Genomic DNA, 20,584 nt, shown 5'->3' on the forward strand with positions numbered 1-20,584 from the left:
CCATGACGCGCGGTCCCGTTGCCCCCGACAGCGCCTGCGCCGCCGCCGCCGCCGCCGCCCACGCAGACCGCCTCGACCCAGCGCGCCCAGGCCGGGGGCGTCCAACCGCCGCCGCCGGTCAGCACTGCGGTTTCACGGCGCGTCGCCCCTTGGGCGAACCACAGACGCCCGGTCGCTCGGTCTGCCGCAAAGGCCTCGCGCCAGGTCCCGCCGTCCGCGCTGACCTTCAGCCGCAGATCGTCGTCCCCGATCAGACCCAGTTCGGCCCGACCGCCCCAGCCGCTCTGAAACAGCAGGGACAGAACGTCCGACGCCCCCTGCTTGTTGAAGGTGAAGCGCAAATCACCGTCGCCGCCGCTCTCATTTTCCAGCGCGGTCCACAGGGCCTTGTTCAGTCGGGCGGCGACGACGTTCACGGCGTCAGCTTCGGTGTTCACGCCCAACCGGGTCAGATTCTGCAAGACCGTCGTCGCCTCGCCCCCGCCGCTCGACAGCGGCGACCAGACGCCCGCGCGACGAACCAGCACCTCTTCGCTGTCCAGCACCACCGCCAGCGCCCCCTCAGGCGTGTCGATCGACAGCCAGCCGCCCGCTTCGGCGCGCACCATCGCCCCGGCCGGACGACCCGCCCAGTCCGCGCCCGTCGCACCGGGCGGAAGAATGTAGAGTGCGCCGTCGACAGGCGCCGCCGGTTGCGCCGTCGTCGTGCGGCTGACCACCGCCGTCTGCGTCAGCGTATCCAGCCGCGTCAGCGCTTCGTTCAGGGTCACGTGTTTCTGCAGTTGTCCGGCCGCCAGATAGGGCAGGCCCAGCCGCGCGCTGGCGTCGTCGCTCATCGAAGATCTCCAAAGATTGGAGGATCAGTCTGCTGAGCCCCGCCGCTACGGCGCGCTGAAGAGAGCGATCGCGCCGCAAACCCGGAAAATCAAAGGGATTGGCCCGCGCGATTGTGCGCGAGGTTTCTTCTTGGATACGCAGCGCCCTCGACATGCGCCGCCCCGGTCGGATAGGCCAAGGAAGCGGTCCGCCGCATAAGTCTGCGAGGAAGTCCGCTTGATCTCCCCCCTGAAGGCCGCGATCCATCTGGCGGCGCTGGGCCTGCTGGCCGCACCCGCCGCCGTCGCCCTGTCCGCCCTGCTGCGCATTGGGCACAGGTGGACCGACCTTCTGGCCCAGTTCACGGCCCCGGCGCTGGCCGCGACGCTGGCTCTGACCCTGGTTTACGCCTTGATGCGGCTACGTCCGGGCATGATCGCCGGCCTGGGCGTCACCATGCTGTTGATCCTGGCCGTCTGGCCTCAATGGCTCCCGCGCAGCGCAACCCTGCCTCGCGAGGGCGCGCCGACGCTGACCCTCTATTCCGCCAATCTCTGGGCCCGAAACACCGACGTCGAGGCCATCACCCGCTCCATCGCCGAAGCGAAAGCCGACATCGTGGTGCTGGTCGAACTCGGCGACGCGCCCTCGGCTCAGTTGGATCGCGTGTTGGCTGGCTATCCGCACCGCGTCCTCAACGCCCGCGTCGATCGGCCCAGCGGGGCGGCGCGCGCGGCCATCGCGTCGCGCTACCCGCTGACCGCCATCCCCGACCGCCGCGACGGTCTGGTCTCGGTGGCTGCAGTCGCCCAGACCCCGCTCGGCCGCGTCAACGTCATCGGCGCCCACCTGACCCGGCCTTGGCCCTTCCAGTATCAGTGGGGTCAGATCAATCAGGCTGCGGCCCTGACGGCCATCCGCCGCGACATGACCGGTCCAGTCATCGCGGCGGGCGACTTCAACAGCGTCTCCAGCGCCCGCATCGGGCGTCAGATTCAGGCCGAGGCTGGCCTGATCCCCGCCCCCGGCTGGCCCGGCACCTGGCCGTCGGCCGCGCCGTCGGCGGCCGGCATGACCATCGACCAGGTCTGGCGCTCGCCCGATCTGGCTCTTTTGGACCGGAGGCTGGGTCGCAAGACCGGTTCAGACCACCGCCCGGTCATCGCGACGTTCACGCTGGCGGCAGAAGCGCCCTGAGCCGTTCTTCATGCCCGTGATCGGGAAAATCGTCCGCGATCCAGCCCGCTTCGAAAGCCTTAAGCACCCGCCCCGTCTCCGGTCCCGGCTTCAATCCTAGCCGCGCCAGATCGCGCCCACCGACCGGTAAGGAGGGCCGCGACCAAGCCTGCGCCAGAGCCAGAAGACGCCGCGATACTTTGGCGTCGCCGCCCGCCGCCCAAGCCCGCATTACCCGGTCCTCGAAGGCCTGTCGCCCGTCGCGATAGATGATCGCGCGGGCCTGCGGCTCCGACAGCACCGTCGTCGCCGTCCCGCTCACCGCCTCGACCTGCCGGTCGCGCTGAGCATTGGACAGCCGCAGGCCTCGCGCAATCTCGCCCACGCACGCTGGATCATCCGGCAGCAGGGTCGACAGTCGCAACACCGCATCCCCGCTCAGGTCCGTCATCGCCTCGAACAACGTCAAGTCGCCGGGCTGTCCCAGCACCCGCCCCAACACCCCCGCCTCATCCATCAACCGCACCGCATGGCGCGGATCGGGCGCGGCCAGCAGCTTCAGCAGTTCCTTGGAGACCCGCTCCGCCGACAACTGCTCGACGCCCTCAGCCAGGGCGGCGCAGGCCGCCACCGCCGCCGCATCCGGCTCGCCGCGCCCATACCAGGCATAGAAGCGATAGAAGCGCAGGATGCGTAAATAATCCTCGCGGATGCGCCCTTCGGGCTCGCCGACAAAGACGATCCTTCCCGCCAGGGCGTCGTCATATCCCAGGCCCGTCGGGTCCAGAATGACACCGTCCGCATCGGCATAGAGGGCGTTCAGCCGGAAATCACGCCGCCCCGCGTCCTCGGCCCAGTCGGTGGTGAAGGCCACCGTGGCCCGCCGCCCGTCGGTCGAGACGTCGCGGCGCAGGGTGGTGATCTCGAACGGCTGATGCTCCGACAGGCCCGTCACCGTGCCGTGCTCGATGCCGGTCGGAACCGAGCGCAAGCCCGCCGCCTTCAGCGCCGCCACCACGGCGTCGGGGGTAAGGAGCGTGGCGATATCGATGTCGTCGATGGGCGCGCCGATCAGGGCGTTGCGCACGCAGCCGCCCACGAAACGCGCGCAGTCCGGCCCGCCCGCCGCCGCCAGCGCCGCCATGACTGCTCGCGTCGCCGACGCCGTCAACCAATCCTGCCCTTGCAGCCGGTGGCTCACGCGGCGTCCTCGGCCGCCGCCGACAGAGGTTCGGCCTCGTCGCCATACAGCCGCCCGAACAGCCCTTTCAGGATGCCCGCCGTCACGCCCCAAATGTAGCGCTCCTCAAAGGGCATGGCCCAGAACCAACGCCTTGCGCCTTCCCGATCATAGAAGTCGCGGCGGTGATTGGCTGGGTCCATCAGGAAATCCCATGGCACCTCAAAGACCTCGGCTACCTCGTCCGGCGAGGGCGCGACCTGGGGCGGCGCCGTCAGCCAGCCGACCACCGGCGTCACCAGGAACCCGGTTCCGGTCTCGTAGGGATCGCCCAGCCCCAACAGTTCGACCACGCCGGGGTCCAGCGCCACCTCTTCAAACGCTTCACGCAGCGCCGCCTGCCCCGCCGTCTCGCCGGGGTCCAGACGACCGCCAGGAAAGGCGATCTGGCCGGTGTGACTGGCCAGGCTGTCGGACCGCCGTGTCATCAGCACCGTCGGTCCGTCGTCGTGCATGATGATGGGGATCAGGACCGCCGCAGGCCGCAACTCGCGCGCCGGCCGCTCCGTTCCGGGGTTCAAGTCGTAGTCGGAGCGAGTGGCTGTTCGTTCAGGCGTCCACGACGCTAGCGGGTCGAGTCGGGCCTCCAGCCGCTTCCTCAGACTGTCGCAGCTCATTCCACGCTCCCGAGGAAGAAGCCTTCACCGCCGGATCGCACCACCATCCGTCCGTCCGCCGCCTCAGCCCGATCGACCAGTTCGTAGAAGACCGACCGCGCGATCCGCGCCCACAGGTCGGCCCTCACATGGACACGCGGCGACGGCTCGCCGGTCGCAGCGTCGGTCTCGACGACAATGGGATGATCCGCCCCCGCCTCAACCACATCGCCGACATCGGTCGTAAAGGTCAGGACACCGTCCGCCGCCTGTATAGCCACGGCCCGGAACGGCAAGTCCTCGACCCCGATCTTCAGCTTCTCGGCGGGCGTGACCAGGTGATAGCCGTCGAGGTCCTTCCTCAGCACCGTCGAGAACAGGCGCACCAGCTCGGCCCGCCCGATAGGCGAGCCTTCGTGCATCCAGACGCCGTCGGCGCGGATCAGGATGTCGATGTCGCCACAATGCGCGGGATGCCACAGGTGCACCGGCGGCAGGCCGCGTCCGGGCGCCTGTCGCGCGGCTTCGGCGACGCCGGACAGGCCGGACGGTGTCGCGAGGTTCGTCATATCCGAACTATGGGGCGCGTCGTCCGGCAAAGGAAGCGTCGTCCGCTCAGGCGACGGGACGAACCGCCCCGACCGGAACAACATCGGTGATCGGCAGCCACATCACCCGGCGACGATCCACCGGCCCCGACAGGACGGCGCCGGGCGCGGGCAGGAAACCGAAGCGCGAGAAATAGGGAGGATCGCCGACCAGCAGGACCCCGTCCAGCTTCATCGCCCGCGCTTCCTCGATGCAGGCCTGAACCAGATCGGCGCCCAGACCGCCCCGGCGGCTGGCGGCGTCCACTGCGATGGGCCCCAGGAAGACCGAGCGTGCCGCACCGACCGAGATCGACCACAGCCGCACCGAACCGATCAGGCGCTCACCGTCAAAGGCGCAAAAGCCCACAGCAAGCGCCGCCGCCTCGCGCAGACGCTCCGCCGTCTTGGCGAAACGGCCGGGACCAAAGGCCGCTAACACCAGGGCGTCTATCGCCGCCGCATCGCCCGATCGTTCTCGCAAAATGCGGACCGGCGTTACGGTTTCAACAGCAGTTGGGGCGGCGACGGCGTTCATGCGCGGCGCCTAGACCCCCTGCCCCCTCGAATCAATCGCGTTTGCGCGAATTCAGCCGGCTTTAGTGAAATCCGGCGCGCGTTTCTGGCTGAAGGCCATGAAGGCCTCCATGGCTTCGGGGCTGCGCATCTGCGAGCCGAAGGCCTCGGCCTCGCGCTGCATCAGCCCCCACAGGGCTTCGGCGTCGCGCATCAGAGCCTTGGTCTTGCGGATCGAGTTGGGCGCGCGCGCCGCCAGCTTGTCGGCCAACTGGCGCGCCGTCGCCTCGACTTGATCGGCGGGAACCGCGCGGTTGGCGATACCCCAGGCCAGAGCCGTCCTGCCGTCGATGGCCTCGCCCAGGGCGAAGATCTCAAAGGCGCGTTGATGGCCGATCACCGCCGGCAACAACAGGGTCGAGGCGGCCTCCGGCGCCAGGGCCAGGTTGATGAAGGGCGCCGACAGCAGGGCGTCCTCGGCCACCACCACCATGTCGCAATGCAGCAGCAGGGTCAGGCCGATGCCCACGGCCCGGCCGCGCACCGCCGCCACCGCCGGCTTGTCGAGATCAGCCAAGGCCTTGAGGAAGCGGAACACTCCCATTTCGACCAGGTCGCCGCTGCTTTGCGAGCCCAGGGCGATGAAGTCAGCGATGTCGTTGCCCGCCGAAAACGAGTCGCCCTCGCTGCGGAACAGGATCACCCGCACAGCGTCGTCGACCTTCGCTTTTTCGGTGGCGTCAGCCAGGGCCGAATACATGGCCTGGGTGATGGCGTTCTTCTTGTCCGCCCGATTGAAGGCGACGGTCAGGACGCCGCCGTCCAGGTCGATCTTGATGTGTTCGCTCATTGTCCTGCCTCCACAAGGGTCCACCAGTCGACGCCCGCTTCATCGCGGGTGCGCCGGGCCCGCCCTTCGCGGACCAGATAGTTCAGATGCGCGATCGCCTCGCCCGTGGCCATGCTCAGCACCTCGTCGCCCACCGGGCGCGCGAACAGAGCTGAAAACACGTCCACGGCGCGCGACGGCGCCTTCAGCGTCCGCTCCAGCCGCTTCAACGCAACCTCATGCCCCCGGATTAGGGCCTCCAGCCGAGTCGTGACGCCATAGAAGGGCTCGCCGTGCGACGGCAGGACGAACAGGTCGCCCGGCAGGCGTGCCTTCAGCCCCGCCAGCGACCGCAGCCATTCGCCCAGGGGATCGCCTTCAGGCTCTGTCGGCCAGACTGATACGTTCGAGGAAATCCGCGGCAGGATCTGATCGCCCGCCAGGAAGACCCCGTCGCTCTCGCGCCACAGGCAGACATGCTCGGGGCAATGGCCTTCGCCGATCACGACCCGCCAGTTGTCGTCGCCGATAGGCAGCACATCGCCCTCGGCCAGTCGCAGGTAGGCCGAGGGCAGAGGCGTCACCGCCTTGCCGAACCCGCCGTATCCTGTGCGCCAGCGGGCGATCTGCTCGTCGTCCCATCCCGCCGCGCGATAGAAGACCGCGCCCTCGTCCGGAGCGGGCTGGCCCGTATCGGCCAGCAGCATCCGCCCGGTCACATATTCAAGCCGTGACATCAGAAGGGGCGCCTTGAAGCGCTCGCACAGCCAGCCCGCCAGGCCGATATGGTCGGGATGCATGTGGGTGCAGATGACGCGCTTGATCGGCTTGCCGCCCAGCGGCCCGGCCAGCACCGCGTCCCAGCCCGCCTTGGACGCACCGGTCTTCAGCCCCGTGTCCACCAGGGTCCAGCCATCGCCATCGGCCAGTGCATAGACGTTGATATGGTTCAAGCTCAGCGGCAGGGGCAAACGCATCCACAACACGCCGCGCGCGACCTCGACCGCCTGACCGGGCTCCGGCGGCGGCCCCGACGGATAGGTCAGGCCGCGTGCGGTCGTCGCCGCCTCATCGCTTATCGCGCCATCCGCCAAGTCAGTCTCCAATCGCAACTGTCATTGACTTAGGCTGATTGACGGTATCGGTCCAGTGGCCTGTCGTGCGGCGGCGCTTGACCGGATCGAAAGACCCCGCCAAGGCTGCCGCCATCCAGTAGAGGCCGAGGGAGCCCTTTCAGTGACCATCAAACGTATCAGCCGCGCCTTGGGGATCGCCGCCAGCCTGGCCGTCGTCACGCTGAGCCCCCCGCTCGCCTTCGCTCAGCAAGCGCCTCGCGCGGGCGATGAGCGTGTGACGGCGGAACGCGTCCAGCCCGGCCGCATCGGTGGCGACCGCAATGAACGCCGACAGCAGCGCCAGCGTTCGCAAGCGGCTGCCCCCGCCGATCCGGCCGTCATCAAGGCTGAGGTCGAGACGCTCTTCACCACCGCCTCCACTGCCTGCCAGGTGACGGACTCCAAAATGCTCGGCGTCAGCGCCGAACAAGTCAAAATTTACGAAGCCGCCTGCGCCGAGGGGCCCGGCTACATCCTGGTCGCCTCGACCCCGCCGCAAGTGGTCGACTGCGTGATTCTCGACAGCCAGGCTCAGGCCGCGCGCGCCGCGAACCCTGAAGCGCCGGCCACCAGCCCGACCTGCACCCTGCCCGGCAACCAGGACATTCAGGGTTTCCTGAAAGCCTATGCAACCCAGGCGGGCGTTCCGTGCACGGTCGATCAGGTCAAGGTCCGCGGTCAATCGGGCGACGGCGCCGTCATCTATGAAGTCGGCTGCTCCGGCGTCGACGGCTACTGGATCGAGAAGAACGCCTCGGGATGGAAAAAGACCGAATGCCTGCAACTCGTCAGCCAGAGCAACACCTGCGAGTTTACCACCCCGACCGAACAAGCCGCGACGGTTAAGTCCTGGTTGGCCGGCACCGACGCCGCAAGCTGCGACGTGCAGCAGGTCCGCCTGATGGGCCAGAACGCCAACGGTCGCTTTATCGAAATGACCTGCGCTGGCGCTGACGGCGCCATCATCCGCCAGAACGCCGAACACGCCGTCCAGCAGGTCTATCCCTGCGCCACGGCCCAGCAGATCGGCGGCGGCTGCAAGCTGACGACGACGCCTCCGGCGGCGACGCCGCAAGCGTGATCGACTCCTGATTGTCGAACGAAGCGCCGCCGGAGCGATCCGGCGGCGTCTTTGTTTTCGGCGAGCCCTTTTCGCCGAACGCGACGCGCCTTAGCGTTGCGCCATGCGCATCGCCACCTGGAACGTAAACTCGGTCAACGCCCGCCTGCCCACCGTGCTGGCCTGGCTGGAAGCCGCCAATCCCGACGTCGTCTGCTTCCAGGAAATCAAATGCGTGGACGAGAAATTCCCGCGCGAGGCCTTCGAGAGCCTGGGCTACAACGTCGAGACCCACGGTCAGAAGACCTATAACGGCGTCGCCATCCTGTCGAAGTTCCCGCTGTCCGACATCCGCCGCGGCCTGCCCGGCGACGACGCAGACGAACAGGCCCGCTATATCGAGGCCCTGATCGAAGCCCCGGTTCCGGTCCGCGTGGCCTCCATCTATCTGCCCAACGGCAACCCGCTGGGCACCGAGAAATTTCCCTACAAGCTGGCCTGGTTCCAGCGTCTGCATGACCACGCCAAGGCCCTGCTGGCCTATGAAGAACCTCTGGCCCTCTGCGGCGACTACAACTGCATCCTGACGCCGGACGACGCGGCCAAGCCCGAGGACTGGACTGGCGACGCCCTGTTCCAGCCGGAGACGCGCGCGGCGCTGAACGCCATGAAGTGGCTGGGCCTGTCCGACGCCCATGAACTCGGTCAGGAGCCCAAGGGCACCTACACCTTCTGGGACTATCAGGCCGGCGCCTGGCAGAGGAACAACGGCATCCGCATCGACTACGCCCTGCTCTCGCCCCAGGCCACGGATCGCTTCCGCGGCATCGAGACCCACCGCGACGCCCGCGACAGGGACAAGCCCAGCGACCACGTCCCCGTCGTGATCGACCTCGATCTGGAGGCCTGACCCATGAACGAGGCGCTCAGGGTCATCCTGCTGATTGCCCTGACCGCCGCCTTCCTGACGACGGGCGCCCTGATGCTGTCCTGGTGGATGGAGCCGGAGCGGCGGTTGAAACGGGCCCTGCTCAAGACGCTGGGGGTCAAGGCCGAAACCGAGGCCCTGTCTCCCGCCGAGGGCCGCGCCGCGGCGCTGGATTTCGACGGCGGTCAGGTGGTGGTGCTGTGGCAGCGCGGCGCCCAGGGCCTGGTTTACGGCTTTGACGAGATCGAGGGCGGCGAGATCATCGTCGACGGCCACGTCGTCGCCCGCGCCCGACGCGGCGCCCTGCGCAAGGATCTGGACGTCGTTGTGCCCGAGGCTGAACAGGTCGTGCTGCGCCTGATGTTCGATGATGCACGCAATCCGGAGTTCGAACTGGCCCTGTGGAACGCCGACCTTCCGGCCTCCACCGGCTCGCCGTCCGAGGCCCTGCGGCTGGGGCGCCGCTGGTTGTCGCACGTCGAAGCCCTGATGAAGCGCTGATCGCCCTTCCCGCCTCCGTCGCGGAAGGCTAAGAACCCCGGCTCTACTGTTTACTGTGTTTCAGGAGCCCGCCGTGGCCCGTCTCTTCGACGCCTACATCATCGCCGACTGGACCGCCGCCGAAGGCAAGAAGCTGGGCGAGCAGACCCTGTGGGTCGGCGTCGCCAAGCGCGACGTGCGCTTCCGCCTCTATACCGAGACCCACAACGTCGCCACGCGCGCCGAGGGCGAGGCCCTGATCGCCGACCTGCTGGCCGAGCACCGCAAGCGCGGCGACCGCGTCCTGGTCGGCTTCGACTTCGACTTCGGCTTCCCCGCCGGCACGGCGGCGCGGCTCAAGCTGGACGGCCGCCCGTGGGAAGCCATGGGCAAGTTCCTGGCCGCCAACATCGTCGACAAGGCCGACAACACCAACAACCGCTATCAGGTCGCGGCCAAGATGAACCGTCTGATGACGGACCAGCCCTGGCCCTTCTGGGGTGCGCCCGCCAGCCAGGCGCAACGCTGGCTGACCACGACCAAGCCGCCCGAAGGCGCCGGCGCCGACATTCCCGAGTTCCGCGCCACCGAACTGGCCGCGCGCAAGGACAAGCTGCCGCCCAAGAGCGTCTGGCAGATGCACGGCGCGGGCGCCGTCGGCGGCCTGACCCTGCTGGGCGTGCCCATGCTGCGCCGCCTGCTGGACAAGCTGGGCGCCTCCGCCGCCGTCTGGCCCTTCAACACCGGCTGGCGTGAACTGACCGAGGCCGACGTCGAGCCCCTGTCGGCCGTCGTGGTCGAGGTCTGGCCCGCCCTGTTCGACGCCAAGCGTCAGGTCAGCGGCGAGGGCGTCAAGGAATACAAGACCCAGGCCCAGGTCCGCACCGCCGCCGAAGCCTTCGCCCAGATGGACGACGCCGGAACCCTGCAAAAAGCCTTCGCTGCGCCGAAGACGGCCGACGAAGCCCTGATCGCCCAGGTCGAAAGCGAAGAAGGCTGGATTCTGGGGGTGTAACCTCCTTCCTTCTCCCCTTGTGGGAGAAGGAAAACCCTACCCGATCAGCACTCTTGCCGCCGCCCGCGCTTCATCGGTGATCTCGGCGCCGGACAGCATCCGGGCGATTTCTTCCTGACGGGGGTGCGGGTCCAGCACGTCGATGGAGGTGCGGGTGTGGCCGTCCACGTCGGCCTTGCGGACCTTCCAGTGGGCGTGGCCGCGTGAGGCCACCTGGGGACTGTGGGTGACGACCAGGACCTGAGCCCCGTTCGACAGGCGCTGCAGGCGCCCGCCGACGGCCTCGGCCACGGCGCCGCCGACGCCCTGATCGACCTCGTCGAAGATCATGACCGGCTGGCGCTGGTCCTCGCGGCTGGCCAGAGCCGCCTTCATGGCCAGGGCGAAGCGCGCCAGTTCGCCGCCTGAGGCCACGGTGTCCAGCGGGCCGAAGGGCGTGCCGGCGTTGGTGGCGACCTCGAACCGCACCGTCTCGACGCCCAGAGGCCCGCGACGGTTCTCGATCGGGTCCAGGGTCACACGGAAGCGCGCGCGGTCCAGCTTCAACGGGCCCAGCTCGCCCATAACGGCGGCGACCAGACGATCGCCCGCCGCCTCGCGCGCCGAGGACAGCAGCATGGCGGCCACGTCATAGGCCTCGATCGCCACGGCCACATCCCTACGCGCATTGGTCAGGGCCTCGGCCCCGTCCTCGATCAGACGCAGTTGCTCCCGCAGACGCACCCGCAGCCCCGGCAGGGCGTCGACCGTGGTGTTCAGCTTGCGAGCCGCGGCGCGCAGGCTGAACAGGCGCTCCTCAGCCTTGTCCAGACGGCCCGGCTCGAAGTCGAAGGCGTCGGCGGCGGCGTCCACGGCGGCCACGGCTTCCGTCGCCTCGACCAGGGCCCGATCCACGGCTTCGGCGGCCAGACCCAGCTTGATGATGATGAGGTTGTCGCCCTCGGCGCCCGCCTGAACGGCGCGCTGGCGAGCGTGTTCCACGGCGCGCAGGGCCGAGGCCAGGCGCTGGCTCAGCTTGTCGCCGCCCAGCAGGTTGCGAGCATCGGCCAGATCGGCCACGGCCTTTTCCGAGGCGCCGAGGATGGCGCGTTCGCCGGCCAGTTCGGTTTCCTCGTCCGGCTGCGGGTCCAGAGCGTCGAGTTCCGACAGGTTGAGCGCAATCTCCTCGGCCTTGGCGGCGGCTTCGGCGGCCGAGGCTTCCAATTCGTCCAGACGGGCCTGCGCCGTTTTTAAGCGCTCAGCAGCGGCACCCACGCCCCCAAGTTGGGGCTGCAGGCCGCCGTAGTTATCCAGAAGGGCGCGGTGGGTCTTCCAGTCCAGCAGGCCCACTGTCTCGTGCTGACCGTGCACCTCAACCAGCAGGGCGCCGATCTCACGCAGCGCCGTGACCCCGGCCGGCTGGTCGTTGACGTAGGCGCGGCTGCGGCCGTCGGCCGAGACGACGCGACGCAGGATCAGTTCCTCGCCCGGCGCGACCTCGAAACCGCGCTCGGCTAGAAGCTCAATCAGAACAGCATCGTCGGGCGCGGTGAAGACGGCGGTGGCGACCGCCTGCTTGGCGCCGGAACGCACCAGTCCCGCGTCGCCGCGTGCACCGAGCGCCAGACCGAGGGCGTCGAGGATGATGGACTTGCCGGCCCCGGTTTCGCCGGTCAGCACGGTCAGCCCCTGCCCGACCTCCAGGTCGAGGGCGTCGACGAGGACGACGTCACGGATCGAGAGAGTGGTCAGCATGGGCCAGCTTGATTCGACTTTACAGCCCACTGTAGCCGGAAACAGAAAGGGAACGCAGCGTCTTTCGCATGCGCTCCCCTAAAGGATCAGGCCCCGCCGGGGATGATGCGCTGCAGCCAGCTCTCGCGCTTGGCTTCCGGCTGAACGTCAGGACGGGCGCCGCGCTCAGTTAGCAGGGCGTAGGCCTCGGCGTACCAGGCGCTGCCCGGATAGTTGTGGCCCAGAACGGCGGCGTTGCGCGTAGCTTCTTCGGTAAGGCCCAGGGCGACGTTGACCTCGACCAGACGATAGAGGGCCTCAGGCGTGTGTGAACTGCGCTGGAAGGCCTCGTTGTTGATCACGGCCTTGTAGCGGTTCAGCGCCGCCAGCGGCTGGTTGGCGCGCTGATAGAAGCGACCCACGGCCATTTCCTTGCCGGCCAGTTGGTCGTTGACCATGTCGATCTTGACGCGGGCGTCGGTGGCGTAGGGCGTGTTCGGATAGCGGCGCGCCACGTCGCGCAGACCGGCCAGGGCGGCCTCGGCATAGGCCTGATCGCGGCCCACATCGACGATCTGCTCGAAGTTGCAGATGGCGCGCATATAGAAGGCGTAGGCCGCCGACGGATTGCCGGGGAACAGGGCGATGAAGCGGTCAGCCGCCGCGATCGCGTCCTGATAATTGTTGTTCTGATAATAGGCGTAGACCTGCATCAGGATCGCCCGGCGCGACCACTCGGAATACGGGTGCTGACGCTCCACTTCCTGGAAGTAGTCGACGGCGTCGGTCCAGCGTTTGGACTGCAGGCGCTGATAGCCGGTGTTGTAGAGCATCTCCACCGGACGTTCTTCATAGACCAGCTTCTGGCGCGGCTTGTTCCCTGCGCAGGCGGAGACCGTCAGAGCGGCGACGGCGACCGTCATCAGGATCAGGCCGGAACGGGACTTCGAAGCGGGCAAGGGCGACCTCTTAAGATGCCTTGGTCACAGCGCACCCCCGGTGCGCCGCTGTCGTTACGGGACCTCTATAGCAGCGACAGCGACCATGCCAATGCAGCGAAATCCGTCATGACGGGTTGATGCAAAACGATCCGCTGCTAAAGAGCGCGTCCAGAAACGACTGCGCTCATTGGCGCAGCGATGACGGCAAAAGGATGACCGGTAATGAAGCTGCTCTCTGGCAATTCGAACCGGACTCTGTCCCAGGCCATCGCCAGCCACCTCGACATGCCCCTGACCAAGGCTCAGGTGAAACGATTCGCCGACAACGAGGTTTTCGCCGTCATCGAGGAGAACGTCCGCGGCGAGGACGTCTTCATCATTCAGTCGACCTCCTATCCGGCCAACGACAACCTGATGGAACTGCTGATCATGACGGACGCCCTGGTGCGGGCGTCGGCGCGGCGGATCACGGCGGTCATGCCCTACTTCGGCTATGCGCGTCAGGATCGGAAGACCGGCGGTCGCACGCCGATCTCGGCCAAGCTGGTCGCCAACCTGATCACCCGCGCCGGCGCCGACCGCGTCCTGACCATGGACCTGCACGCCGGCCAGATTCAGGGCTTCTTCGACATCCCGACCGACAACCTGGTGGCGACGCCGGTTCTGGCCCAGGACATCAAGGACCACTATCCGCGCGGCGACGACCTGATGATCGTCTCGCCCGACGTCGGCGGCGTGGTGCGCGCCCGCTCGCTGGCCAAGCGCCTGGACGCCGACCTGGCCATCGTCGACAAGCGCCGCCCCAAGGCGGGCGAGAGCGAGGTCATGAACATCATCGGCGACGTCGAAGGTCGCCGCTGCATTCTGTTCGACGACATCGTCGATTCGGGCGGCACCCTGGTCAACGCGGCCCAGGCCCTGATCGACCGCGGCGCGACCGAGGTTTCAGCCTACATCAGTCACGGCGTCCTGTCGGGCCCGGCGGTTCAGCGCGTCACCAACGGCCCGCTGAAAGAGCTGGTGATCACCGATTCCATCGAGCAGCCTGACGAAGTTTTGAACTGCTCGAAGATCCGCACGGTTTCCGTGGCTCCGCTGATCGGCGAAGCTATCCGCCGCATCGCCAACGAGGAATCGGTCTCGAAGCTGTTCGATTAACCTTCGAATAACCATTCCCTCAGCGATATAAGACGCATCAGTTTCATGGGCGCGCCCGCCCCGGTTCAGGGGGCGCGCCCCGCGTTCGATTTGAGGGAAGTTCGCCGATGTCCCAGGCCTTCTTGCGCCGCGGCCTGTCCGTCGCCGCCATCGCCGCCGCCGCCGCCCTGGCCAGTTGCTCGACACCCGAACCGGAAGCGCCGCCGCCGCCGCCCCCGCCGCCCCTGCCTGCGGTCAGCCTGAACGAGGGCGTGGCCCAGGCGGCCTCGGTCTATGTCGCCTTTGTGCGTGAGGTCAGCACGATCCAAGGCGGCTTCACCGACGCCGAATCGATTCAGGCCGCCATCCGCAAGGGCGCTGCCTACGAGCCTGGCCAGTTGTCGCGCGGCATGATCGCCTATGGTTCCATTCTGGCGCTCCAGTCGCCGGAGTATGTCGCCGGCGTGCGTCAGTTCGCCTCCACGCCCGCCCTGCGTCAGCAGATGATCGCCAGCATCGTGGCCGATCCGGCCTATGCCGCCACCCTGCCTGGCGCGGATTCCGCCGCCGGCCTGATCACCGCGACCATGGGCAAGGACATCGCAGCCCTGACCGCCATCGCCGAGGCCGTGGAAGGCGACGCCTATACCATTCAGGAACGCCGCGACCCGCGTCGTCGCTGGGCCGTCACGCCCATCGCAGACCGCAACGGCCGCCTTGAGGGCGCGAAATCCCTGTCCGTTTCCCAGCTGCCGTCAGCCGAGGAAAGCGCCCGCCTATTCGCCGCCGCCAACAGCGGCGCAGGCCTGAACCTGACGCCGGCCCAGCGCGGCGCGCCCTTCACGCCCGCCGTGGTCAACTCCCTCGCTATCGCCGCCCTGGCTGCTCTGGGCGCCGCAGGCGATGACGCGCGGACCAATACCGAGGCTCTGTCCACCGAATCGAACAACGAGTTCTGCCTGAATATGTCGAAGCTGATGCTGTTCCAGTGCCTGGCAGCGTCGCGCCCCAGCTATGAGGACATGTTCTGCACCGGCCGGCACATCGTACGCGATCTGGCGACCTGCACGGCCCAGTATACAGGCCCTGTGCCGATTTCCACGGCGCCGACCGTCACCGTCGCCGAGACCCCTCCCGCCCCCGGAAGCGGCATGAGCTGACATCACGGCGGGCTGAAACGACCGGGGCGGTTGCGTCCTCCCCCTGATCCGTGTAATAGCCCGCCCTCTTGAATTCGAGGGTTCATGACCCCGCTGCGCGGGCCCCGGTTGGCGCGGCGTTACTGTTGTTATTGAGGCGAGCCCGATGGCCGAGATCATTCTGAACGTTGACGTCCGTGAAGGCGCAGGCACCGGCAGCGCACGCGCTGTCCGTCGCTCGGGCGCTGTGCCCGGCATCCTGTACGGTGGCGACAAGGCCCCCGTCTCGATCTCGGTGAACGAGAAGGACTTCCGCAAGTCGCTCTACACCGGCAAGCTGCTGGGCCACCTGGTGACCCTGAAGTACGGCGAAGAGACCCAGCCGGTCATCGCCAAGACCGTTCAATTCGACCCGGTGTCGGACCGTCCGCTGCACTTCGACCTGATGCGCGTCGACGCCAAGGCTCCGCTCAAGATCGAGATCGCCGTTCACTTCAAGAACGCTGACGAAGCCCCCTTCTCGCGCGCCGGCGGCATGCTGGAAGTCGTCCGTCACTCGGTCGAGATCCTGGTCGCCGCTGACCAGATCCCGGAAGAGCTGGTCGTCGACCTGACGGGTCGCGAAGTCGGCGAAACCATCCGCATGTCGGACATCGTCCTGCCGAAGGGCGCCTCGGCCACCATCACCGACCGCGACTTCGTGATCGCCACGATCAAGAATTCGGCTGCTGGCCAATCGGACGCCGGTGACACGACGGTTGAAGCCGAAGCCTAAGCTTCTCTTCACCGTTAAGAAGTTCAGCCCCGCCCGGTTCGCTGGCGCGGGGCTTTTCTTTGCCCGCACCATACCCTTTTAGCCGTCATCCTCGGGCTTGACCCGAGGATCGAGCGTAGGGGCGCGCTCATCCTTGCCGAAGTCATGCAGGCGGACCACCCGATCCTCGGGTCAAGCCCGAGGATGACGGCGATGGGGGTGTGATGACGGCGTGAGAACGAGGCCAACCCCACTGGCCTTCCGCCCCGCCATCAGCCATTGAAGCGCCATGATCATCATCGCCGGCTTGGGCAATCCCGGCCCCAAATACGAAAAGAACCGCCACAACATCGGCTTCATGGCCGTGGACGAGATCGCCAGCCGCTGGCGCTTCGGTCCCGAGCGGGCCAAGTTCCAGTCCATCGTCAGCGAAGGCGAGGTCGAGGGGACCAAGGTCCTGCTGATGAAGCCCCAGACCTATATGAACGAGAGCGGCCGCGCGGTTGGAGAGGCGGCGCGCTTCTACAAGATCAAACCCAGCGAGATCATCGTCTTCCATGACGAGATCGACATGGCCCCCGGACGCTTCCGCATGAAGACCGGCGGCGGCGCTGCGGGCCAGAACGGCATCCGCAGCCTGATCAGCCACCTGGGCGCCGACTTCCGCCGGGGCCGCATGGGCATCGGCCATCCGGGCGAGAGCCATCTGGTCATGCCCCACGTCCTGGGCGACTTCCACAAGGCCGAGAAGCCCTGGCTGGACGCCATGCTGCAGGCCTGCGCCGACGCCCTCCCCTTCGCCGTGAAGGGCGACGACGAACGCTACCAGGGCGAGGTCATGCGCCTGGCCCCCGCCCCGAAGTTCAGTCCGAGGCAGGCCACGCGGGGGGAGTAACACAACGCCTCTCCCTCCCCTTCATGGGGAGGGTGGTCGCGCAGCGATCGGGTGGGGAGGGCGTGGCGATCCTGAACGCGGCGGTTGAACAGCTAAAGCGCCCCCACCCGTCTGACGCTTCGCGTCAGCCACCCTCCCCATGAAGAGGAGGGAAAATCACAGTCTCAATCCGTCGTCGTCCACGCCGCCTTTAGCGTCGCCGCGCCATTGGCCGGCACGCTCAACGTCCAGACCGGGTAGCCGGTGTCGTCGATGCGGCTGCGCAGCGACTGGCTGCGGATGCGGAACCCGCGCGACATGGCAGCGTCAGCCACCAGTTCAACCGTCACAGGTTCTGAGCGGGCGTTGGTGACGGTGGTCTCGATCTCGGACCGGTCCGTCGTCACCGCCCCGCGCGTGGAGCTGCTCGACTTCACCAGCCGTGTCTGCACCTGCACGTCCGGCGACTCGCCAAAGGACAGACGCACCGGCAGGCCCACGCCCTTGTCCTCAAAGCGGTCCTGACCGGCCAGCAGGACGCCGCCCGCGCCGTCCGGTTGCATTACCGCCACCGATCCGCCCGGCAGGGCCACGCCCAGCCCGGCGCTCTCCTCGTTCTTCAGCTTCAGCACGATGGCCGTCGGACGCGCTTCGGCGTCATCATAGCCCTGCACGTCGGCCCGATAGACCCGCTCATAGGCCACGCCCTCCCGCTCCAGAAAGCGCACCTGCTTGGTCTGGCGCGCAGCCACCGTGGTCGGTTCCGGCAGGGTGTAGATCTTGTAGTCGCCCAGTTCGCCCTGACGGACGACGCGGGTGCCGGTGACGACGACCTCTTGCAAGGCAGCCGCAGGGGGTGGAGGCGGGCCGGGCACAATGACAGGAGGTCCATTGTACTCGACGCGATCCTGCTTGTAGGTCGGTTCAAGTCCGCTGCCCAAGGTCGTCGTTCCCTGCGGCCAGCACCCCGTCTGCGGATAACGCACCATCGGCTCGACCGGCACGGTCCCCTCGTCCTTCCGCAGCGTCCCGGCCACCACCTGCACCGGCGCGTCGGGGAATCCCGTCCCGCTGAAGTTGGCCAGCGTCACCCACCCCGTCAGGTCCAGCGTCCCGTCCGACGGGTCCAAACGCGCCACATAGTCCGCCGACCACTGCAGCCCCGTCGCCAGATAGGCCAGGGTGACGGTGTGGCGCCCCGCCTTCTCGGCCCGCGTCCGCACCGACAGCACCGGCTGGTCGCCCAGCCCCTCGGGCACGCGGTCGAAGATGACGCGTTCGGTCTGGCCCGAGCAGTCCAGGGCCTCGAACCGGCCGTCGATCTCCAACACCGTGCCTTGCGCCCCGGCGCGGATCACAGCGGTCTTCTCGACCTGTTCGCCGGTCGCGGGGTTGGTGCGGACGACGCGGACGACCTCGCCCACCGACTTCTCCATCAGGCTGGCGGGCGACAACAGGTCAAAGTCGGCGTTGCGCTCGACCACATGGGCGGGCAGGCCCTCCAGCACCGCGCTCTGCGGCACGACGCCGGTGGCCAGACCCCGAAAGCGGATGATCCCCTCGCCCGCCGGTAGGTCCACCGTGCGCGTCTCGACGATCAGGGCCAAGCCTTCGCGGTCCAGCCGGCTCCACGGCTGGCGCGACTGCTCCATCAGTTGAACCGTATCGACCGGCTGGTCGCGATAGATGACCACGGTCGCCGTGTCCGGGCGCACGGAGACGCTCTCGCTCTGCGCCCAGGCGGTGGGCGCAAGGACGGTCAGGGCAGTCGAGATCGCCAGCAGGCGGCGCATGGGGTCAGCCGCCCGTGGTGATGGTCGCGGTCAGCTTGGTCTCGCCGTTGGCGGGCACGGGCACGCGCCAGACGACGGTGCGGGCGTCACGCATCTCGCCCTCGATGCTCTGCTCCGACAGTTCGGTGTCGCGACCCAGACCGCGCTGGCGCACCTCGACCGTCACCGGCTCGGGCCGGGCGTTGCGGACGGTGTATTCCATCGCATAGCGGGTGCGGAAATAGTCCACCAGGCGCTTGGACGTGCGCTCGGAAGAGACCAGGCGCGGCTGCACCGTCACGTCAAAGGCGTCGCCGGTCGTGACCACGATCTCAGACCCAGCGGGCGAGTGATCGACCTGATCCTCGCCGATGAAGCGCGGCTCGCCAGCCTCGTCCTTCACATAGACGCGCATGACCCCCGCCGGCAGGGCGCGGGCGGCATTGCCCGAACCGTTCGAGAAGATGACGCCGACCTCGGCTGCGACGGGCTCCTCGGCCGTGTAGAAGCCGTCGATGACGTTCAGATAGCGCTTGGTCGCCGGCACGCCCGCGGCGTCGATCAGGCCGACCTGCTTGGTCTGGTTGTTGGCGACCGTGACCGCTTCCGGCAGCGGATAGACATAGACGTCGGCCAGGGCGCCCTGCCCACCCGTCTGCGTGCCGTTGCCGCGCACCGAACGGGGCGGCTGGCCATAGCGGGGATTGTAGCCGTTGTTGTCGTTGATCAGGTTGACGTCGCCCGCCACCACCCGCGTCTGGGCGTTGGAGAAGGTCGCGCCCGAGTTGTTGGTGATGGTGACCCAGCCCGTCAGGTCCAGCTTGCCAGCCTTCTCGTCGAAACGGGCGACATAGTCGGCCTTCCATTGCAGGCCGGTGGTCAGGTAGCTGAGCGTCGTCTCGCGCCGCCCCGCGCCTTCCGCGTCCAGGGTGACGCTCAGCGTCGGGCGCGGGCGCAAGTTGGCCGGCACCCGGTCGAAGATGACCCGCGTCGGCACGCCGTCGTCGCGCAGGACCTCGATGCGATTGCCGATCTGCAGAACCACGCCCTGATTCGCCGCCAGTACACGCGCCCGCTCTGTCGTTTGCGCGCCCGAGCCGGGGTTGGTGCGGACGATGCCGATGTCGCCGCCGACGGCGCTTTCCATCAGCTTGCCGGGCGTCAGCAGGTCATAGTCGAAGTTCTGCTCGACCACCGACAGGCCGCGCCCCGACATGCCGACCGTCTCGGGCCGGATGCTGGCCGACACGCCCGGAAACTCCTGACGCGAGCGCCCGGCGGGCACGTTCAGGTTCCGCACGTCCTCCACCAGGGCGATGTTCTGATTATAGACGGTCAGGGAGACGCGATCGGGACCGCCCGGCCCCTCCTCCACCTGCTGCGCCATTGCGGGTGCGGCCAGCAGCATGGCGACGGCGAAGGGTCCGAGTGCGCGGATCATGAAGTCTTCCCTGAGCGTTTCGACCGCCACGCTGACACGGCGAAACAGCTGTTGTCGAGGGTGCGCGGCGTCCGGTCGCTATAGCTTCACATTGCGGGAAGGTTTAAGCCCCGCCCCGTGACCCGGTCCCAGAGTGAAAACTGGTCGATTGCGCGCTCGCTGGCCTTCCTGGCCGCGACGTTCGCCATCGTGATCGGAACCCTGCTGCCCTTCGCGGCGCTGGCGGCCTCGGTTCCAGGCCAGCCCATCGTCATCTGCTCGGCCGAGGGGCCGCAGACGATCCAGTCCGGCGGCGTGGACGGCCCCGTCAGCAAGCACGTCGGGGCCAAGTGCGCCGCCTGCGTCATGCCGCTTCTGGCCGCCCTGCCCGAACCGCCCGCGCCCGCCCCTGCGCCCGTCGTCCGCATGGTCGCGCCGGTCGCCTATACGCCCTTCCGCGTCAGCCCCCCGCCGCC

General features: G+C 68.0%; 21 protein-coding genes. 10 read left to right on the plus strand and 11 right to left on the minus strand.

The window, feature by feature from the left end; genetic code table 11:
* Window positions 1-836: DUF2793 domain-containing protein (locus CQ039_RS15925; RefSeq protein WP_146113547.1), on the minus strand; the 836-nt coding region annotated here is incomplete at its 3' end.
* Between the two features lie 217 nt (window positions 837-1,053).
* Between CQ039_RS15925 and CQ039_RS15930 the strand changes: the two genes are divergently transcribed.
* On the plus strand, window positions 1,054-2,013 hold the full coding sequence (locus tag CQ039_RS15930) for an endonuclease/exonuclease/phosphatase family protein (protein WP_233190332.1): 960 nt from the start codon (window positions 1,054-1,056) through the stop codon (window positions 2,011-2,013).
* On the opposite strand, the gene CQ039_RS15935 is transcribed toward CQ039_RS15930, so the two are convergent.
* Genes CQ039_RS15935 through CQ039_RS15960 form a run of 6 tightly spaced genes read right to left on the minus strand, consistent with a single transcriptional unit; the run spans window position 1,988 to window position 6,854 of the window.
* Window positions 1,988-3,193 (minus strand): CCA tRNA nucleotidyltransferase, encoded by a 1,206-nt coding sequence (locus CQ039_RS15935; protein ID WP_105564916.1) that lies wholly within the window; start codon window positions 3,191-3,193, stop codon window positions 1,988-1,990. The two genes, CQ039_RS15930 and CQ039_RS15935, sit on opposite strands and share 26 nt — an antisense overlap.
* Complete coding sequence (locus tag CQ039_RS15940; protein WP_105564915.1) at window positions 3,190-3,849, minus strand: CoA pyrophosphatase; 660 nt, start codon at window positions 3,847-3,849, stop codon at window positions 3,190-3,192. Before CQ039_RS15940 ends, CQ039_RS15935 begins: the two co-directional genes overlap by 4 nt.
* Window positions 3,846-4,397: a DUF1285 domain-containing protein gene (locus tag CQ039_RS15945; protein ID WP_105564914.1), complete on the minus strand. Its 552-nt coding sequence runs from the start codon at window positions 4,395-4,397 to the stop codon at window positions 3,846-3,848. Before CQ039_RS15945 ends, CQ039_RS15940 begins: the two co-directional genes overlap by 4 nt.
* Window positions 4,398-4,443: 46 nt before the next feature.
* Window positions 4,444-4,953, minus strand: coding sequence for a GNAT family N-acetyltransferase (locus tag CQ039_RS15950; RefSeq protein WP_105564913.1), 510 nt, complete (start codon window positions 4,951-4,953; stop codon window positions 4,444-4,446).
* A gap of 51 nt (window positions 4,954-5,004) precedes the next feature.
* Window positions 5,005-5,781: an enoyl-CoA hydratase gene (locus CQ039_RS15955; protein WP_105564912.1), complete on the minus strand. Its 777-nt coding sequence runs from the start codon at window positions 5,779-5,781 to the stop codon at window positions 5,005-5,007.
* The gene (locus CQ039_RS15960; protein ID WP_233194713.1) at window positions 5,778-6,854 is read right to left on the minus strand and encodes an MBL fold metallo-hydrolase; all 1,077 of its coding nucleotides are present in this window, start codon (window positions 6,852-6,854) and stop codon (window positions 5,778-5,780) included. The genes CQ039_RS15955 and CQ039_RS15960 overlap by 4 nt, the downstream gene beginning before the upstream one ends.
* Before the next feature lie 142 nt (window positions 6,855-6,996).
* On the opposite strand from CQ039_RS15960, the gene CQ039_RS15965 reads away from it, so the two are divergent.
* The 4 genes from CQ039_RS15965 to CQ039_RS15980 all read left to right on the plus strand — a co-directional run bounded on the left by CQ039_RS15965 (window position 6,997) and on the right by CQ039_RS15980 (window position 10,358).
* Window positions 6,997-7,956 carry a hypothetical protein gene (locus CQ039_RS15965; protein WP_233190330.1) on the plus strand — a complete coding sequence of 320 codons (960 nt, stop codon included), beginning with the start codon at window positions 6,997-6,999 and terminating at the stop codon, window positions 7,954-7,956.
* A gap of 103 nt (window positions 7,957-8,059) precedes the next feature.
* Window positions 8,060-8,845 (plus strand): exodeoxyribonuclease III, encoded by a 786-nt coding sequence (locus CQ039_RS15970; RefSeq protein WP_105564911.1) that lies wholly within the window; start codon window positions 8,060-8,062, stop codon window positions 8,843-8,845.
* 3 nt (window positions 8,846-8,848) lie between these two features.
* Window positions 8,849-9,364 carry a hypothetical protein gene (locus CQ039_RS15975; protein ID WP_105564910.1) on the plus strand — a complete coding sequence of 172 codons (516 nt, stop codon included), beginning with the start codon at window positions 8,849-8,851 and terminating at the stop codon, window positions 9,362-9,364.
* A 73-nt stretch (window positions 9,365-9,437) separates the two neighbouring features.
* Complete coding sequence (locus CQ039_RS15980) at window positions 9,438-10,358, plus strand: cobalamin biosynthesis protein CbiG (RefSeq protein ID WP_105564909.1); 921 nt, start codon at window positions 9,438-9,440, stop codon at window positions 10,356-10,358.
* A gap of 36 nt (window positions 10,359-10,394) precedes the next feature.
* On the opposite strand, the gene recN is transcribed toward CQ039_RS15980, so the two are convergent.
* Window positions 10,395-12,092 (minus strand): DNA repair protein RecN, encoded by a 1,698-nt coding sequence (gene recN / locus CQ039_RS15985; RefSeq protein ID WP_105564908.1) that lies wholly within the window; start codon window positions 12,090-12,092, stop codon window positions 10,395-10,397.
* An 86-nt stretch (window positions 12,093-12,178) separates the two neighbouring features.
* Window positions 12,179-12,994, minus strand: coding sequence for an outer membrane protein assembly factor BamD (locus tag CQ039_RS15990; RefSeq protein ID WP_105564917.1), 816 nt, complete (start codon window positions 12,992-12,994; stop codon window positions 12,179-12,181).
* Window positions 12,995-13,234: 240 nt separating this feature from the next.
* On the opposite strand from CQ039_RS15990, the gene CQ039_RS15995 reads away from it, so the two are divergent.
* The 4 genes from CQ039_RS15995 to pth all read left to right on the plus strand — a co-directional run bounded on the left by CQ039_RS15995 (window position 13,235) and on the right by pth (window position 16,937).
* Window positions 13,235-14,170: a ribose-phosphate pyrophosphokinase gene (locus CQ039_RS15995; RefSeq protein WP_105564907.1), complete on the plus strand. Its 936-nt coding sequence runs from the start codon at window positions 13,235-13,237 to the stop codon at window positions 14,168-14,170.
* A 107-nt stretch (window positions 14,171-14,277) separates the two neighbouring features.
* Window positions 14,278-15,309 (plus strand): hypothetical protein, encoded by a 1,032-nt coding sequence (locus CQ039_RS16000; RefSeq protein ID WP_105564906.1) that lies wholly within the window; start codon window positions 14,278-14,280, stop codon window positions 15,307-15,309.
* Window positions 15,310-15,454: 145 nt separating this feature from the next.
* Complete coding sequence (locus CQ039_RS16005) at window positions 15,455-16,063, plus strand: 50S ribosomal protein L25/general stress protein Ctc (protein ID WP_105564905.1); 609 nt, start codon at window positions 15,455-15,457, stop codon at window positions 16,061-16,063.
* 268 nt (window positions 16,064-16,331) lie between these two features.
* Entirely contained in the window at window positions 16,332-16,937 is a 606-nt protein-coding gene (pth, locus tag CQ039_RS16010; protein ID WP_105564904.1) for an aminoacyl-tRNA hydrolase, read from the plus strand.
* A gap of 164 nt (window positions 16,938-17,101) precedes the next feature.
* On the opposite strand, the gene CQ039_RS16015 is transcribed toward pth, so the two are convergent.
* Both CQ039_RS16015 and CQ039_RS16020 read right to left on the minus strand, forming a co-directional pair.
* On the minus strand, window positions 17,102-18,709 hold the full coding sequence (locus CQ039_RS16015; protein ID WP_105564903.1) for a DUF4139 domain-containing protein: 1,608 nt from the start codon (window positions 18,707-18,709) through the stop codon (window positions 17,102-17,104).
* Window positions 18,710-18,713: 4 nt separating this feature from the next.
* Window positions 18,714-20,129 (minus strand): DUF4139 domain-containing protein, encoded by a 1,416-nt coding sequence (locus CQ039_RS16020; RefSeq protein ID WP_105564902.1) that lies wholly within the window; start codon window positions 20,127-20,129, stop codon window positions 18,714-18,716.
* A 117-nt stretch (window positions 20,130-20,246) separates the two neighbouring features.
* Between CQ039_RS16020 and CQ039_RS16025 the strand changes: the two genes are divergently transcribed.
* Window positions 20,247-20,584: hypothetical protein (locus tag CQ039_RS16025; RefSeq protein ID WP_105714870.1), on the plus strand; the 338-nt coding region annotated here is incomplete at its 3' end.

The sequence above is a fragment of the Brevundimonas sp. MYb52 genome (genome assembly GCF_002979535.1).
Taxonomy (GTDB): Bacteria; Pseudomonadota; Alphaproteobacteria; order Caulobacterales; family Caulobacteraceae; genus Brevundimonas.